The sequence below is a fragment of the Actinokineospora sp. PR83 genome (assembly GCF_021056305.1).
Lineage (GTDB): Bacteria > Actinomycetota > Actinomycetes > Mycobacteriales > Pseudonocardiaceae > Actinokineospora > Actinokineospora spheciospongiae.
In genome coordinates, this window is the sequence record NZ_JAJCXD010000031.1 from 25,295 (window position 1) to 40,967 (window position 15,673).

Annotated in this window: 11 protein-coding genes and 1 pseudogene; 5 read left to right on the forward strand and 7 right to left on the reverse strand. The window is 75.1% G+C overall.

Annotated features, from left to right (window positions below):
• Positions 1-17: 17 nt before the first annotated feature.
• Together L6E12_RS11125 and L6E12_RS11130 are read left to right on the forward strand one after the other, a co-directional pair.
• Positions 18-3,614: a hypothetical protein gene (locus L6E12_RS11125; protein ID WP_236227806.1), complete on the forward strand. Its 3,597-nt coding sequence runs from the start codon at positions 18-20 to the stop codon at positions 3,612-3,614.
• 43 nt (positions 3,615-3,657) lie between these two features.
• Positions 3,658-3,932, forward strand: a pseudogene (locus L6E12_RS11130) (NADP-dependent oxidoreductase); the annotation flags it as partial.
• A 27-nt stretch (positions 3,933-3,959) separates the two neighbouring features.
• Here the strand turns inward: L6E12_RS11130 and L6E12_RS11135 are convergent.
• Positions 3,960-5,381, reverse strand: coding sequence for a carotenoid oxygenase family protein (locus tag L6E12_RS11135; protein WP_236227807.1), 1,422 nt, complete (start codon positions 5,379-5,381; stop codon positions 3,960-3,962).
• A 70-nt stretch (positions 5,382-5,451) separates the two neighbouring features.
• On the opposite strand from L6E12_RS11135, the gene L6E12_RS11140 reads away from it, so the two are divergent.
• Positions 5,452-6,063 carry a TetR/AcrR family transcriptional regulator gene (locus L6E12_RS11140; RefSeq protein ID WP_236227808.1) on the forward strand — a complete coding sequence of 204 codons (612 nt, stop codon included), beginning with the start codon at positions 5,452-5,454 and terminating at the stop codon, positions 6,061-6,063.
• Here L6E12_RS11140 and L6E12_RS11145 read toward each other — a convergent pair.
• Positions 6,045-7,469: a serine hydrolase gene (locus L6E12_RS11145; protein ID WP_236227809.1), complete on the reverse strand. Its 1,425-nt coding sequence runs from the start codon at positions 7,467-7,469 to the stop codon at positions 6,045-6,047. The two genes, L6E12_RS11140 and L6E12_RS11145, sit on opposite strands and share 19 nt — an antisense overlap.
• An 85-nt stretch (positions 7,470-7,554) precedes the next feature.
• On the opposite strand from L6E12_RS11145, the gene L6E12_RS11150 reads away from it, so the two are divergent.
• Together L6E12_RS11150 and L6E12_RS11155 are read left to right on the forward strand one after the other, a co-directional pair.
• A complete protein-coding gene (locus L6E12_RS11150; protein ID WP_236227810.1) occupies positions 7,555-8,664 on the forward strand; it encodes a sensor histidine kinase in 1,110 nt (369 codons plus the stop codon).
• Entirely contained in the window at positions 8,654-9,319 is a 666-nt protein-coding gene (locus tag L6E12_RS11155) for a response regulator transcription factor (RefSeq protein WP_236227811.1), read from the forward strand. Before L6E12_RS11150 ends, L6E12_RS11155 begins: the two co-directional genes overlap by 11 nt.
• Before the next feature lie 86 nt (positions 9,320-9,405).
• On the opposite strand, the gene L6E12_RS35070 is transcribed toward L6E12_RS11155, so the two are convergent.
• From L6E12_RS35070 to L6E12_RS11180, 5 genes are all read right to left on the reverse strand, one after another.
• Positions 9,406-9,756: an STAS domain-containing protein gene (locus L6E12_RS35070; protein ID WP_308074676.1), complete on the reverse strand. Its 351-nt coding sequence runs from the start codon at positions 9,754-9,756 to the stop codon at positions 9,406-9,408.
• Between the two features lie 124 nt (positions 9,757-9,880).
• Positions 9,881-11,749, reverse strand: a complete 1,869-nt coding sequence (locus L6E12_RS11165; RefSeq protein ID WP_236227812.1) for a glycosyltransferase family 39 protein — start codon at positions 11,747-11,749, stop codon at positions 9,881-9,883.
• Positions 11,746-13,047 (reverse strand): bifunctional glycosyltransferase family 2/GtrA family protein, encoded by a 1,302-nt coding sequence (locus tag L6E12_RS11170; RefSeq protein ID WP_236227813.1) that lies wholly within the window; start codon positions 13,045-13,047, stop codon positions 11,746-11,748. The genes L6E12_RS11165 and L6E12_RS11170 overlap by 4 nt, the downstream gene beginning before the upstream one ends.
• Before the next feature lie 83 nt (positions 13,048-13,130).
• Positions 13,131-15,011 (reverse strand): glycosyltransferase family 39 protein, encoded by a 1,881-nt coding sequence (locus L6E12_RS11175; RefSeq protein WP_236227814.1) that lies wholly within the window; start codon positions 15,009-15,011, stop codon positions 13,131-13,133.
• A 470-nt stretch (positions 15,012-15,481) separates the two neighbouring features.
• On the reverse strand, positions 15,482-15,637 hold the full coding sequence (locus L6E12_RS11180) for a hypothetical protein (RefSeq protein WP_236227815.1): 156 nt from the start codon (positions 15,635-15,637) through the stop codon (positions 15,482-15,484).
• Positions 15,638-15,673 lie beyond the last annotated feature (36 nt).

Here is a 15,673-nt window from a genome sequence, read left to right on the forward strand (position 1 = left end):
GGGTCACAGCGAACTCCGTGGACGGTGTGGGCGGGACGATCGTGCAGGCCGGGTGCATCGGGGGCGGGGTGCACCTGCACTTCGAGGGCCGCTCGGCGGCGGTGGCGCACGCGCGGTACGACCAGATCGTCCGGCAGTTCGTGCCCGCGGGCGGGGTGGTGGACCGGCGGGGCGAGCTGCGGCGGTTGACCGACTTCGCCCGCGGGTACGGGCGGTCGGACTACCTGGTCCTGGTGGCGCCGCCGTGGGCCGGGAAGTCCGCGCTGGTGGCCGCGTTCGTGCTGACGCCGCTGCCCGGGGTGGAGGTCTTCTCGTTCTTCGCCACCGCTCGGTACGGCGGGATGGACAACCGCGCGGCGTGCCTGGCGGTGCTGGTGTGGCAGTTGTCCGAGTTCCTGGGCAGGCCGCCGGTGCCCGGGCCGTCGCCGCACACCGGGGAGGTGGTGCTGCGCGGCCTGCTCGCCGACGCCGCCGCCCGGTGCGCGGGGATGGGCAGGCGCCTGGTGCTGGTGGTGGACGGTCTCGACGAGGACCGGGGGGTGAGCACCGGCGGCGAGGTGCACAGCATCGCCGCGATGCTGCCCGCGGTGCTGTCGCCGGGGATGCGGGTCATCGTCACGACCCGGCCCGGCCCGGCGATCCCGTGCGACGTCCCCGACGGGCACCCGCTGCGCGGGCGCGACGTCGTCGAGGAACTGCGCGCCTCGCACTCGGCGCAGGTGGTGCGCCACGACATGGAGCGCGAACTGGGCAGGCTGGTCGACGGCACCGCCGCCGAGCGCGGGCTGCTGGCCTGCGCGGTCGTCGCGGGCGGTGCGCTCACCGCGGCCGACTTCGCCGAGCTGACCGGCAGCACCGAGCAGGGCGTCCGCAGGGTGTTCGACGGCGTCGCGGGCCGCACCTTCGTCCCCGCGCGGCTCAAGTGGGGCGACGGCGTGGCCTACCTGCTCGGCCACGAGGACCTGCGCCGCCGGGCAGCGGAACTCCTGGACCGGGCGGAGCTGGTCGAGTACCGCAACCGGCTGGGCGCCTGGGCGAGCGCGCACGCCGACCGGGGGTGGCCCGAGACCACCCCGGAGTACCTGCTGGAGGGCTACCCGCGGTTGCTGGTGGACGAAGCGCGGGTGCCCGAACTCGTCGTGCTGGCCACCGACCCGGCCCGGCACGACCGGATCCGCGCGCTCACCAGGTCCGACGTGGCCGCCATCGGCGAGATCCGCGACGCGCGGGAATCGGTGTTCGCGGGCCGTGCCCCGGACCTGGCCACCGGCGTCCGGCTCGCCGTCCACCTGGAGATGCTGCGCGCCCGCAACCGGGACACCCCCGTTGGCCTCCCCGCCCTGCTGGTCGCCCTCGGCCACGGCGCCAGCGCCGACCTGCTGCTCCCCGGCACCCGGACCGCCCGGGAGCGGGCCGAGGCCCGGGTGCGGATGATCGCTGCCACGCTGGACGGCGCCGCGGACTCCGACGTGGGGGAACCGGTCGCGGCGCTGGTGAGCGGCACCGCCTCCGGCATGGGCCCCTACGAGCGGGCGGACCTGCTGGGGCGGCTCGGCCTCGCCTTCGGCAGGCACGGCCGGATCGGCGAAGCGGTCGACTCCCTCGCGCTCATCCCCGAGCGCGCCTGGCGGCTGGACCGGCAGCGCAGGCTGGTGCACGAACTGGCCCGCCGCGGGCACGGCGAGGCCGCGGCCAGGGTGGCGGCGCTGGTCGACGAGCAGGTCGTGCGCGCCGACGCCCGGGTGCTGCTGATCGCGCTCGACGACCCGCCGCGCGCCATGGAGGCGGTGCTCGGCACCCCGCTCGGGCCGCGGCGGATCGTGCTCCTGGCCGCCGTCGCCGACATCGCCGCCACGGCGGGCCGGGTCGACGACCGGGTGCGGATGGTGCGGGTCCTGGAGCGGGAGGCCGAGGCCACCGACCCCGCGGCGCGCGCGGCGCTGCACAACGCGGTCGCGGTGCTGCACGCCGCCGCGGCCGAGATCGCCCCGGCGGTGGCCGCACTCGACCGGGTGCGGGCCGCGCTGCGGTCGGTGCGGGACCCGTTCACCCTCGCCGAGGCCGCGAGCGCGATGGCGCGGGCGCTGTCGCTGCTGCCGGGGGGAGTCGACGTCGACGGGTTCCTGTCCGTGGTCGAGGACGTCCGGGCGCAGGTCCCGCTCGACGAGGACCTGGTCGACGCCGTGGTCCGGTTGGGCGGGGTGGGGCGCGCGCTGAAGCTGGCACCCCCGGACAACGAGCTGCCGGTCCAGTTCGACCACCTGGTGGCCGTCGCGCACGCCGCGCACCGGGTGGGCCGGGACACCGACGTGCGCAGGCTGCTGGAGTCCATGGACGAGCGGGTGCGGGCCACCACGAACCCGCTGCTCGCGCCCGCGCTGCTCGGGTGCGTGGCCGCCCACCGGGCCGCGCGCGGTGAGGTGGACACCGCGCTCGCCGTGCTGGAGCGCATCGACGACCCGGCGGTGCGCGAGCAGCACGTCGTCGAACTGGCGGTCGGGCTGGCCCGGCAGGGCCGGGTCGACCGGGCGGTCGCCGTGGCCGTCGGCGCGGGCAGCCGGGCGGTGGCCGTCGTCGAGTTCGCCGCCAGGGCGGTGGCGCTGGCGCCGCCGGGCACCCTGCACGTGGTGGTCGCCGCGGTCGCCGAGCACGTGCGGGCGGCGGGGCAGCACGCGCTGGTCCTGGTCCGGGCGCTGGTGGGGATCGGCGAGTACGACCACGCCGAGACCGTCGTGCGGGTGCCCGCCCGGGGCAGGCACCCGACCGCGGTCGCGGTCACCGGCCTGGCCGTCATCGCCAGGGTGGCCGGGGCGCACGGCCACCACGACCGCGCGGCCCGGCTCGCCGCCCGGGCCCACGACCTGCTCGGCGCCGCCGGGGTGGACGGCGGGCCGGTCCTCGACTCCGCGCTCGCCGAACTGGCCTTCGCCCTGGCGACGGTCGAACCGGGGTCGGCGGCCGAGGTCGCCGCCACCATCGTCGAACCCGACATCCGCGCGCAGGTCCTCACCCTGCTCGACCGCGCGGACGGCGGACCGGCGCGCGCCTGCTTCCTCGTCGACCCCGACCTCGACGTCCTCGACCTGCGCGCGCTGGTCGACACCGGCGCCGAGGCCGAACCGCTGAACCGGCTGGAGGACGCCCTCGCCCGCGACGACCTTCGGCTGGGCGAGGCGGTCGTGGAGCAGCTCGCCGACCCGGTCGCCCAGGCCGAGGCGCTGGTGCGGCTGGCCGCCAGGGCGAGGACCCTCGGCGACACCGCGCGGGCCCTGCACTTCATCGACCGCGGCGAATCGCTGGCGCTGCGGGCGTTCGACCCGGGGGTGCGGCTGCACGTGCTGCGGGTGGTCGCCGCCGCCGCGGTGCGCAGCGGCTCGCTGAGCCGGGCCTGCCGCATCGCGCGCCGGGTGGACGACAGCCGCGACCGCACCGCCCTGCTGGTGGCCATCGCCGAGTGCGTCGACCACGACCAGCGGGCACCGCTGTTCGCGGACGCCCTGCGGGAGGGGTGCCTGGAGGTGGTCATGGGCGCGTTGCAGGTGTTCGACCCGGCTGTGCTGCCCGCGTTCGAGGAGGAGTTCACCAAGCTCGTCCCCGGGATGCACTTCCTCTGAACCGCCGGGCGGCGGCGAGCGCGGCGGGGCCGTGGGCGGGTTCGCGGCGCAGGCCGCCCTGGTCCGCGACGGCGGTGTCGTGGTCAACACCACCGTGTGCATGCCCGCCCCCGCCGACGAGGAGCGCGGGGTGCGGGGCATCGACCTCTACGTCCGCGGCGACGCCGGGGAGCTGTCGGAACTCGTGGCCAGGGTGGACCGCGGCGAACTGACCGTCGACGTCGCCGAGCGCGTCCCGCCTGCCGACCTGCCGTCGGTCCACGCCCGGAGGCCGCGGGAACCCTCTCGGGCAAGGTCGTCGTCGTGGCCACGGACTGACCCGCCGACGGGCGGGACCGGCGGGTTCTAGGCCGTCGGGGCCCAGTTGCCGTGGAAGCCCTCGGGGACGCGGACCGGGAGGTGCACCGCGGCGACCCGGTCGAGGGTGGCCGCGTCCAGGATGGTCAGGTCGGTGCTGTCGGTGCGCGGGTCGTGCACGAAGCCCAGCAGCACGCCGTCGTCCTCGGGGGCGTCGGGGGTGCGGGGGTGGAAGACGAACTCGCCGATCGAGGCGCCGTGCTTGAAGCGGCGAGTGGCGACCGCGCCGGTGCGGTAGTCGTGCTTGAGGAGGGTGTCGCTGAGGCCGTCGCGGTTGAAGGCCACGCTGTAGCCGTAGCGGTGGCGGCGGCCGGTCAGGCGTTCGTCGACCCGGGGGAACTCCTGCGGGCGGTCGTCCACCCTGGACTGGGTGACCTTGCCGGTGGTCAGGTCGACCGTCCACTGGTCCAGGGTGGGCGGTCCCTCGGTCGGGCCGTGCGGGTCGGTGTCGAAGGTGCGGTCGTGGCGGACCACGTCGAGGACGACCGAGTCGCCGGAGTCGTAGGCGTTGACGGCGTGGTAGACGTAGCCGGGTTCGACGTCGAACCAGCGGACGTCGGCCGCGGTGCCCTCCCTGGGCAGCAGGCCGACCCGGGCCGGGTAGCGGTCGTCCCAGGCGTAGGGCAGGTTCGCGTTGGACCCGGCGCTGCCCGTCATCGCGGTGGCGATCGGGTCCGGCACCCGCACCCGGCCGATCAGCGCCGAGAGCACCAGCCGCACCGGCGCGCGCATCAGCCGGGGCACCCCGGTGGCGACGGCCTTCTCCGCGTTGAAGGTGACCGGCAGGTCGTAGATGACGACGTACTTCTCGGTCAGCGAGAAGTTGTGCATCATCGGGCTGCCGCCGACCGGCACGTCCACCTGGCGGCGCAGCCTGCCGTCGGCGCCGATCACGGTGTAGCGGACCTTGTTGCCCCAGCCGAAGTAGTACGACACCGCGTGCAGCTCCCCGGTGGCCGGGTCGCGCAGCGGGTGGGCGGTGTAGCCGCCGCGCAGGGTGCCGTCGAAGTCGCAGGCGCCGACGGTGTCGAGCTCGTCGGACAGCTCGTAGTTGGTGATGCCGCCCTCGACGAGCGCCAGGGTCTTGCCCGCGTGCTCGATGACGTTGGTGTTCGCGCCGAGGGTGGGCAGCGTGCCCGGGGTGGGCGCCGGGCCGCCCATGGCCTGGGTCCGCACCCACCGGTTGCGGTACCACTCGGCCCTGCCGTCGCGCAGCCGCACGCCGTGCACCATGCCGTCGCCGGTGAACCAGTTGTAGGCGTCCGGGTCGACCTCGGCGACCGGGTTGGGGCCGTTGCGCAGGAAGCGCCCGTCGAGGAAGTCGGGGATCACCCCGGTCACGGCCAGGTCGGTGAGCGTGTGCTCCTGGCGCACGGGGGCGTAGTTGGCCTCCAGGTACGGGTTGCCCATCGGAATCCCCTCATCGGCTATAACCTTGTTATGTGCCTAGGTATAACCGAGTTATGCCAGAATGGCAAGCATGGCCGAGCCGCACGTGCGCGAGAAGCTGGTGACCGCAGCCCTGGACCTGCTGGCCCACGGGGGTCCGGACGCGGTGCAGGCGCGCAAGGTCGCCGCCGAGGTCGGCGCCTCGACGATGGCCGTCTACACCCACTTCGGGAACATGGGCAGGCTCGTCGACGCCATCGCCGCCGAGGGCTTCCGCCGCCTCGGCGCCCGCCTCGACGCCGTCGCGCGCACCGACGACCCCATGGCCGACCTCACCAACCTGGGCCTGGCCTACCGGGCGCACGCCCAGGACAACCCCGACCTCTACCGGGTCATGTTCGGCGTCACCGCCATCGGCGGCCACCGCCCCACGCCCAACGACCCCACCACGGCCCCGGACGACCCCGACGACGTGGCACTGAGCGCCTTCGGCGCCCTCACCGACGCGGTCGAGACGGTCACCTCGGCGGGCCTGATCCGCCCGGTCGCCCCCGCCAGGATGGCCGCGCAGCTCTGGAGCGCCCTGCACGGCTTCGTCCTGCTGGAGATCGCCGGGTTCCACGGCACCGACGGGGTGGAGCGGGTGCTGGCGCCGATGATGATGAACCTGCTGGCGGGCGCGGGCTACCGGGCCGGTCCCTGACGCCGCACCAGCGCGGCGACCCTGGCGGCGGCGACGGCGAGGCAGCCCAGCGCGGTCACCGCGAGCACCAGCACGAACACCGGGTACAGGTACGCGACCTGGAGCCACGACACCTCGCGTCCCCGGTACAGGAAGCCCACGACCCCGTCGAGCGCGGCGAGCAGCAGGACCGGCAGCAGCAGCGCCGCCAGCCGCACGACGGTCCACGGCCCGACCCGGCGGTCCGCCGCCCACCGCCGCGCGCGGACCACCCCGCGAACCGCGCCCGCACCGGCCCCCAGGCCCGCCGCGAGCAGCACCACGTCCACCGTGGAGTACGGGTCCTCGGCAGGCGCCCGCTCCCTGCCCTCGATCAACGCGATCAGGCGTTCCCCGATCGCCTGGGCATCGCCGTACTGCGAACCGGTGTTGGCCATGACGGCCACGCCGTACCCCGAGGCGGGGAGCACCGCCTGGTAGGCGGTCGAGGTGAACAGGTCGCCGCCGTGGTCGAGCAGCGGTGCGCCGGACCCGGTGGCACCGGTGAACCAGCCCAGGGCGTACGAGTCCGACCGGGCGGACGGCGTGTGCGTCGCGGCGACGGTCTCGGGTGTGGCGACCGACCCGCCGGTCGGACCGCGCCCGCCGTTGTTCTGCGCGACGAGCCACGCGGCCATGTCGCGCGCGGAGGACAGCACGCCACCGGAGCCGTTGCCGAACGCGGCCGGTTCGGGCAGCGCCACCGCCGCACCCAGGACCTTGAGGTGCCCCCGCGCGCTCGGCGGCAGGTCGCGCTCGGTGTCGACGGTCTCGCTCTCGCCCATGCCGAGCGGCTCGAACACGCGGCGGCGCAGGTGATCCCGGAACGGCGAGCCGCCCACGACCTCCACCAGCCGGGCGGCGACCTGGAAGTTCCGGTTGTGGTACTCCCACCGGGTGCCGGGGTCGGCGGCCAGCTCCGCGCCCCGCATCGCGGCGACGGCCTCGCGCAGGGTGCGCACGCCGTCCTCGGGTGCGGCGGTCCGGTCGGACAGGCCGGAGGTCTGCTCCAGTAGCTGCCGCACGGTCACCTCGGCGCCGCGCGGGTCGGCCGGGGCGAACTCCGGCAGGTGCGCGTGGACGGGGTCGTTGAGCCGAACGCGGCCGTCCTGCACCAGTTGCATGACCGCCAAGGCCGTGAAGGACTTGCTGACCGAGGCGACCGCCATCGCGGTGTGCTCGGAAACGGGGGCGCCACCGGCGGTGCGGCCGTACCCGGCGGTCCGCACCACGGTGGCGCCCCGGGTGACGGCCACCGCCACACCCGGGACGGTCGTCTGCGCCCGGTACGCCTCGACCACAGCGTCGACGGCATCGGCGTCGACGGTTGCGGGGGGTGCGTTGAGCGTGGTGGTGAGGAGCAGTGCGGACAGGATGGAGGTGAGCACGGCGGGAGTCTCCCGGCGTTCCGCGCGGCGCACATCGGACCGTGGTCCGAGTTCGGCGGGCGGCGCCCTGGATACCGTGGCGCCCATGCTCGGTACGAGAGGCGCGCGGCTCGTCGATGCGGTCGCGGTGGTCGTGGTCGTGGCGCTGGCCGTGGTGCGGTCACCGCAGGCGGGTCCGCTCGGGTGGGGTGTGGCCGCGGCGCTCGGTGCCGCCGTGGCCGCGCGCCGGTGGCGGCCGGTCGCCGCACTGGTCGCGGCGGGGGTGATCGGGGTGGTGTCGCTCGTCGTCGGAACCGGGGAGGATGCGGTGGCCGTGGCGGTCGGGCTGGTGCTGCACCGGGTGGCGCTCACCTCGACCAGGGCAGGCTCCCTGGGGGTTGCCGGGGCGTTGTCGGGCGTGATCGGGACAGGAGTCGCGGTGTGGGCCGTCCCCGGTCTGCCGCTCGTCCCAGCGCTGGAGGGCGCCGAATCGTTCAGCACCACCCCCTTGTCCGCGACGGTCTACACCGCGGTGGTCATCACCGGGGCGTGGGCGCTGGCCACGGTGGTGCGCACCCGCGGGCGGTACGCCGCCGAGCTGGCGGAGTCGCGCACCGCGCGGGCGGTCGCCGAGGAACGGCTGCGCATCGCCAGGGACGTCCACGACGTCGTCGGGCACAGCCTCAGCCTGATCACCATGAAGGCCGCGGTCGCCAACGCCGTGGCGGGGGACCGCCCGCGCGAGCGGGAGGACGCGCTGCGGACCATCGAGCAGGTCGGCCGCGCCGCCCTGGCGGACGTCCGCACCGTCCTGGGCGCGGTGCGCGCACCCACCGCCCCGGCCCTGGACGACCTGGTCGACGCCGCCCGGTCGGCCGGGGTCACCGTCACCACCGACCAGGCCGACCTGACCGGCGCACCGGCCGCCGTGCGGATCTCCGCCCTCCGCATCGCCCAGGAAGCCCTGACCAACGTCCGCCGCCACTCCCACCCGGCCCGCTGCCACCTGAGGACGACCGCGGAACCCGGTGCCCTCACCGTCTCCGTCGTCGACGAGGGCACGACCCCGCCGGGACCGCCGGGCCACGGGCTGCTCGGCATCCGCGAACGGGTCGCCCTGCACGGCGGAACCCTGCACGCGGGCGCCGCTCCCGGCGGCGGCTTCGGTGTCCACGCCGTCCTCCCGTTCGAGGGGACCGCCCCGCGTGCCACCTGAGCCGATCCGCGTCCTGCTCGCCGACGACGAACCCGAGTACCGCGCCACCGTGCGGACGCTGCTGGAGGTCACCGCAGGCGTCGAGGTGGTCGCCGAGGCGGCCACCGGCCGCGCCGCCTGCGACCTCGCCGCCCGCCACCCCGTCGACGTGGCGGTCCTCGACGTCCGCATGCCCGACCTCGACGGGATCGCCGCCACCCGGCGGATCACCGCCCTGCCCGGGGGTCCCAGGGTCCTCATCCTCACCACCTTCGACCTCGACGCCGCGGTGTACGAGACCCTCCGCGCGGGTGCGAGCGGCTTCCTGCTCAAGGACGTCCCCCCGCCGCGGCTCGTCGACGCCATCCGGACCGTCGCCGCGGGGGAGGCCCTGCTCGCCCCGACGGTCACCCGCAGGCTCATCGCGGACTTCCTCCGCGCCCCCACCCGCCCGCACCGCCCCCTCGACGGCGTGACCGCCCGGGAGCGCGAGGTCCTCACCCTGATCACCCGCGGGTTGTCCAACGCGGAGATCGAGGAGGCCCTGCACCTGAGCAGGCACACGGTGAAGACCCACATCGGCCACCTCAAGGCCAAACTGTCCACCCGCGACCGGGCCCAACTGGTCATCGCGGGCTATGAAGCGGGCCTCGCCGACGACAGGCCCGCTCCCTGACCGCGGTGCCGGGCGCGTTGTCCCGGCGGGATGGGCGCCACGCCTCGACCAGTCGTGTGTGGACGGTGGGGCGGGAGGTGCGCTCCTCAGTCGACCCGGACGCCGGACTCGGCCACCGCCGGGCCGAGGACCTCCAGGATGCGGCGCATGGCCGCAGGCGGGTTGCTCAGCACCAGGTGGGCCCCCGGGGGGAGGGTGGAGGCCGCCCGCAGCAGCGAGATCACGCCCGACACGTCGATGAAGTCGAGTTCGGCGAGGTCCAGGTGGACGTCCCCGGTCGCCTGGCCGCAGAGCACCAGCAGCAGGGCCTCCACGTCCGGGCGGGTGGTCAGGTCCGCGTGGCCCTGCAGGCGGGGGGCGGGTGCCTGGTTCGGGATGAGCGCCGCGGTCGGGTCCACGTGGGCCCGCGGCTGCACCGGCTCAGTGATGGTGACCACCGCCGTACCAGGGGTGCCGCGCACACGCGCGCATGGCGACCACCCACCCCTCCCAGTGGCGTCGGAACCGAGTGCTCGGCAGCCTACGCGGGCCCGACGCCGCTGTCCCAGGGGTCCAAAGTCCTCAGCCGAGGGGCGCAGCCAGGTCGTACACCGTCTGGCCGCCGATGCTGGTCTGGGTGAAGTTCTCCCGCACCCAGGTGGCGATGTCGTCACTGCCGCCGGGACCGCCGATCCCGCGGCCCTGACCGCCCGCGATGTAGTACCGGACCTGGCCTTCGGCCACATACCGCTGGAATTGGGCCAGCGTGGGCGCCGGGTCGCCGCCGTTGAAGCCACCGATCGGGATCACCGGTCGGCCACTTGCCAGTTGCAGGCTGCCCGCGCCCATCGACCCGGTGCTCGCCGCCGCCCACGTCCCGGTGGTGGCCCGCAGCGCCCGCACCAGTTCCGCGCTGACCTCCTGCCCGCCGCCCGGACCGCCACCGACGACGAACGCGCCGCCACCCGCCGACGCGGGACCGGAGGCCGGGAGCGAGCCGCTGTGCCCGGTCGTGGCGGTGGCCACCGCGTACGCCGTGGTGGCACCGCCCCCGGCCAGCAGCGCCACCAGCGCCACCGGCACGGCCGCCCTGGCGAACCGGTGCGCGCCCACGCCGATCGCGGTCGCGGCGAGCACGCCGAGCGCCGCCACCACCCAGCGCAGCCAGGGCAACCACTGCGCGTCGTGCTCCAGCAGCACGAAGCCCCAACCCGCGCCGACCGCCACCACGGCCGCCAGCACGACCCGCGCTCCCCGGTGGTCTCGACCACGCCACAGCTCCCGGGCGCCGATGCCGAGGACGCCCGCGACGCCGGGGGCCAGCGCCACCGTGTAGTACGGGTGGATGGTGCCCTCCATGTAGCTGAACACCAGCGCGGTCACCACCGTCCACCCGCCCCAGAGCAGCAGCCCGGCGCGGGCGCGGTCGGTGCGCGGGGCCCGGCGGGTGAACCAGAGCCCGGCGACCAGGGCGATCAGCGCGGACGGCAGCAGCCACGACACCTCGGAGCCGAACGCGGCGCCGAACATCCGGCCCAGCCCGGTCTCCCCGCCGAACGCGGTGCCCCCGCCGCCGCCCCCGCCGCCGTTGCCCGAACCGCCGAAGATGCGGCCCAGGCCGTTGTAGCCCAGGGCCAGGTCGAGTTCGGTGTTGTCGGTGGAACCGCCGATGTAGGGCCGCGAGTCGGCGGGCCACAGGTCGGTGACGACCACGAACCAGCCCGCCGAGACCACCAGCGCCACGACCGCGCCCAGCAGGTGCAGCAGCCGCCTGCCCAGACCGGTGGGGGCGGCGACCAGGTACACCAGCCCGAAGGCGGGCAGCACCAGGAACGCCTGCAACGTCTTGGCCAGGAACGCGAAACCTATTGCGACTCCGGCCAGGGCCAGCCACCGCAGGCTCGCCGCCTCCGTCGCCCGCACCACGCAGTAGCCGCCCGCCACCATCAGCAGCACCAGCAGCGCGTCCGGGTTGTTGAACTTGAACATCAGCGCGGCCACCGGGGTCAGCGCCAGCGCGGCACCCGCGATCAGCCCGGCGACCGGACCGGACCAGCGCCGGACCGCGTTGTGCAGCAACCACACCGAGCCGATCCCGCACAGCGCCTGCGGCAGGAGCATGCTCCACGAGGAGAACCCGAAGACCCGCCCGGACAGCGCCATCAGCCACAGCGCGGCGGGTGGTTTGTCGACGGTGATGGTGTTGCCCGCGTCGAGCGAGCCGAAGAACAGCGCCTTCCAGCTCTGCGTCCCCGCCTGCGCGGCGGCGGCGTAGAATTCGTTGGCCCACCCCGAAGCGCTCAGGTCCCACAGGTACAGCGCGGCCGTCACGGCCAGCAACCCGATCAGCGCGGGTCGCTCCCAGCCGCGCCGGGCCGCGGGCACCGGGGTGGCGACCGCGGGCGCCGGGGCGGTCGAGGCGTGGCGGGGTTCGGACGTCGTGGTGGTCATCGCGCGTTCTCCGCACTCGGCGCCGCGGCGCCGGTCTCCTCGAGGGTGGACCGCTCGACCGCGCGGCGGAACACCCAGCCGCGCAGCAGCAGGAACCGCAGGACGGTGGCGGCGAGGTTGGCGCCGACCAGGACGACCACCTCGGTGCCGCGGCCCGGGTCGCCCAGGCCGTGCAGCAGGGCCAGCGACCCGCTGGTGAGGCCCAACCCGAGGGCGAACACGAGCAGCCCCTGGAACTGGTGCTTGGCCGCGCCGCCGCTGCCGCGCACGCCGAAGGTGAGCCGCCGGTTCGCCGCGGTGTTGCCGATCGCGGTGACCAGCAGCGCGGTGAAGTTCGCCGCCTGCGGGCCGACGCCGCCGCGCAGCAGCACGTACAGCACCAGGTACGCCGCGGTGCTGAGCACACCGATCGCGCCGAAGCGCACCACCTGCCGCAGCAGCCCCGCGGGCACCCCCGGCGGGTCCGCGCTGATCGCGCCCCGGGACAGCTGCTCGCGCAGCCGGGCGATCGGGATGGCCCCGGTGGTCAGGCCGCGGCCGAGGCGGGCGATGCCGCGCAGGTCGGCCAGCGCGGTGGCCGCGATGTCCACCCGGCTGTCCGGGTCGTCCACCCAGTCCACCGGGACCTCGTGGATGCGCAGGCCCGCGCGCTGGGCCAGCACCAGCAGTTCGGTGTCGAAGAACCAGCCGGTGTCGGCCACGTGCGGCAGCAGCGTGCGCGCCACGTCGGCGCGGATGGCCTTGAAGCCGCACTGCGCGTCGGAGAAGCGCACGCGCAGGGTGCCGCGCAGGATCACGTTGTAGGCGCGGGAGAGGAACTCGCGCTTGGGCCCGCGCACCACCCGCGCGCCCCGGGCCAGCCGCGAGCCGATGGCCACGTCGGAGTGCCCGGAGATCAGCGGGGCCACCAGCGGCGACAGCGCCGCCAGGTCGGTCGACAGGTCGACGTCCATGTAGGCCAGCACCTCGGCGTCGGAGCCGAGCCAGGTGGTGTGCAGCGCCCGGCCGCGGCCCTTCTGCTCCAGCCGCACCGAGCGCACCTCGGGCAGCGCCTCGGCCAGCGCGTCGGCCACCTCGGCGGTGCGGTCGGTGCTGGCGTTGTCGGCCACGGTGATCCGGAACCGGTACGGGAACTGGGCTTGCAGGTGCGCGTGCAGGCGGCGCACGCACGGTTCGAGGTCGACCTCCTCGTTGTGCACGGGCACGACGACGTCGAGCACGGGGGCCGGTCCCGCGACCCGCACGGGACCGCGGCCGAGACCCCGCTGGGCGGGGAGGGGGAGCGAGGTGGCTGTCATGGCTGCGAGCCTCCGGGGGTCCGCTGGGTGGTCGGTGTGCCGAAGCTGTGCGGGACCTGTGTCCTCATCGGTCATGACGCGGATCACGTTGTGGCAGTGGGGGTCGACAGGTCGTAGAGCGCGGTGCCGTCGACGGAGGTGGCGGTGAAGTTGTCCGCGACCCACTCGGCGATCTCCCTGGCGGCGTCGCTGCCGGAACCGCCGGACATGATCGTGCTGTCGATGAACCAGTGGACCTGGCCGTCGGCCACCATCCGCTGGAACCGCGCCAGGGTCGGCGCCGGGTCGGTGCCGTTGAAACCGCCCAGGGCGAACACCGGCAGGTCGATGGCGAGCTGGTAGCCCGCCGCGTTGTTGGAGCCGACCACGGCCGCCGCCCACGTGTAGGACGCGGAGTCCCGCGACAGCGCGGCGACCACCTCGGCGCTGGGTGTCGGGGCGCCGAGCAGACCACCCATGCCGCCGCGCCCACCACCGCCGGGTCCGCCGAAGCCCGTGGCGCCGCCCGGGCCGACCGAGGGCAGCGCACCGGAGTGCGGCTGCGCGGCGGTGGCGACGGAGTACGCGCCGGGGGCGGCGAGCACCACGACCAGCGCCAGCGCCGCGACCCCCGTGGCGGCGTGCCGGGGCAGCACCGGGGCCAGGACGATCAGCGCGGCCACCACCAGCCCGCCGAACAGCACCGCCGGTCGCAACCAGGGCAGCCAGCCCGATTCCCCGGCCAGCAGCAGCGACGCCTCGACCGCGGTCAGCGCCACGCCCGCGGCCAGCAGCCCCACCGAGGCGAAGTCGTGCCGCGACCGCCAGGCCGCGCTCGCGCCGATGCCCACCAGGGCCGCCACCGCCGGGGCCAGCGCCACCGCGTAGTACGGGTGGATGATGCCGTCCATCAGGCTGAACGTGACGCCGGTGACGACCAGCCACCCGCCCCACAGGACCAGCGCGGCCCGGGTCCGGTCGGTGCGCGGGGCGCGGCGGGTCAGCCAGAGGCCGCCGAGCAGGGCGAGCAGCGCGGCGGGCAGCAGCCAGGCGATCTCGCTGCCCATCTCGGTGCCGAACAGCCGCGACCAGCCGGGCGAGCCCCAGCCCGCGCCGCCCCCGACGCTGCCGACCTCGTTGCCGGTGAGCCTGCCCAGGCCGTTGTAGCCCAGGGCCAGCTCCAGCACGCTGTTCCCCTGCGAACCGCCGATGTAGGGCCTGCTGCCCGCGGGCACCAGCTCGACCACCGCGACCCACCAACCGCCCGCGACGACCACCGCGCCGAGCGCGGCGGCCAAGTGCCCGACCCGCCTGCCCAGCCCGGTGGGGGCGGCGATCAGGTAGACCAGCGCGAACGCGGGCAGCACCAGGAACGCCTGCAACATCTTGGTCAGGAACGCGAACCCGACCGCGGTCCCGGCCAGCACCAACCACTTCAGGCTCGCCGTTTCCAGTGCCCGCACCACGCAGTAGGCGGCGGTGACCAGCAGCAGGACCAGCAGCGCGTCCGGGTTGTTGAAGCGGAACATCAGCGCCGCCACCGGGGTCAGCGCCAGCGCAGCACCCGCGATCAGCCCCGCCGCCGGGCCGGACCACCGCCGGACCGCCGCGTGCAGCACGGCCACCGACGCCACCCCGGCCAGCGCCTGCGGCACCAGCACGCTCCACGAGCTGAGCCCGAAGACCCGCACGGACAGCCCCATGAGCCAGGTCGCGGCGGGCGTCTTGTCGACGGTGATGCCCCCCGCGGAGTCGGTCGCGCCGAAGAACCACGCCGACCAGCTCTCCCCGCCCGCCTGCGCGGCGGCCGAGTAGTAGGCGTTGGCCCACCCGGAGGCGCCCAGGTTCCACAGGTAGAGCGCGGCGGTCCCCACCAGCAGCGCCGCCAGTGCGACGCGGTGCCGTCTCGGCGGGGGAGCGGTGGGGGTGTCGGGGATGCCACCGGGCTGGTCGGTGGGCGCGGCGCGGTCGGCGACGAGGGTCATGGGCCCACCGTGGTGGGCCGCGCTGGGTGGGTTTTGTGCGTTCCCTGTGAGTCACCTGTGCAGCGGGCGGACGGCGGATGTCACGGCTCACACCCCGGACCGCCCCTCTCCGATTATCGCGTTATTCACCCGATTGCCGAGGAATACTCCGAACCAGGGCGGAACGCTCGTCGCCCGCCGACCGCCACAACCACTGGCATCGAAACCCAGTGCTGCCAACGGAAGAGCTCCGGCAGTCATGGCCAGGACATCGGCCGCCATTCCCGTTCTTTGCGACCCTGGGAAGCATTTCCGTCGAAGGGAAAGCCTTGCCCGGACATCGTGCCGCGCTGGTGGCCCTGTCCGCCACCCTGCTGGCGGTGGCCGGTCTCGCCACCCCCGCCCAGGCCGTGCCCGTGCGCGGGCAACCGGGTGCTGCTGGACCCGGGCGCGTGGAACGTCGGGTTCGCCGCGCACGAGATGCTGCACGGCTACGGCCTCGGCCACTCGTTCTCCGACGACCCGGTCCACCGCAACTCCCCGTGGTCGCAGATCGGCGAGTACGACGACCCGTGGGACGAGATGAGCGCGATGAACGTCTTCACGTTCGCCACGGCCCACTTCGGCACCAGCGCGGTCGGCCTCAACAGCTACTCCCGCGACAAGGTCGGTTGGCTGCCGAA

Excerpts from the sequence above, each read along its gene's own strand:
- L6E12_RS11135 (WP_236227807.1), bottom strand. The coding sequence starts at position 5,381 with ATGGGCAACCCGTACCTGGAGGCCAACTACGCCCCCGTGCGCCAGGAG.
- L6E12_RS11140 (WP_236227808.1), top strand. The coding sequence starts at position 5,452 with ATGGCCGAGCCGCACGTGCGCGAGAAGCTGGTGACCGCAGCCCTGGAC.
- L6E12_RS11150 (WP_236227810.1), top strand. The coding sequence starts at position 7,555 with ATGCTCGGTACGAGAGGCGCGCGGCTCGTCGATGCGGTCGCGGTGGTC.
- L6E12_RS11165 (WP_236227812.1), bottom strand. The coding sequence starts at position 11,749 with ATGACCACCACGACGTCCGAACCCCGCCACGCCTCGACCGCCCCGGCG.
- L6E12_RS11170 (WP_236227813.1), bottom strand. The coding sequence starts at position 13,047 with ATGACAGCCACCTCGCTCCCCCTCCCCGCCCAGCGGGGTCTCGGCCGC.
- L6E12_RS11175 (WP_236227814.1), bottom strand. The coding sequence starts at position 15,011 with ATGACCCTCGTCGCCGACCGCGCCGCGCCCACCGACCAGCCCGGTGGC.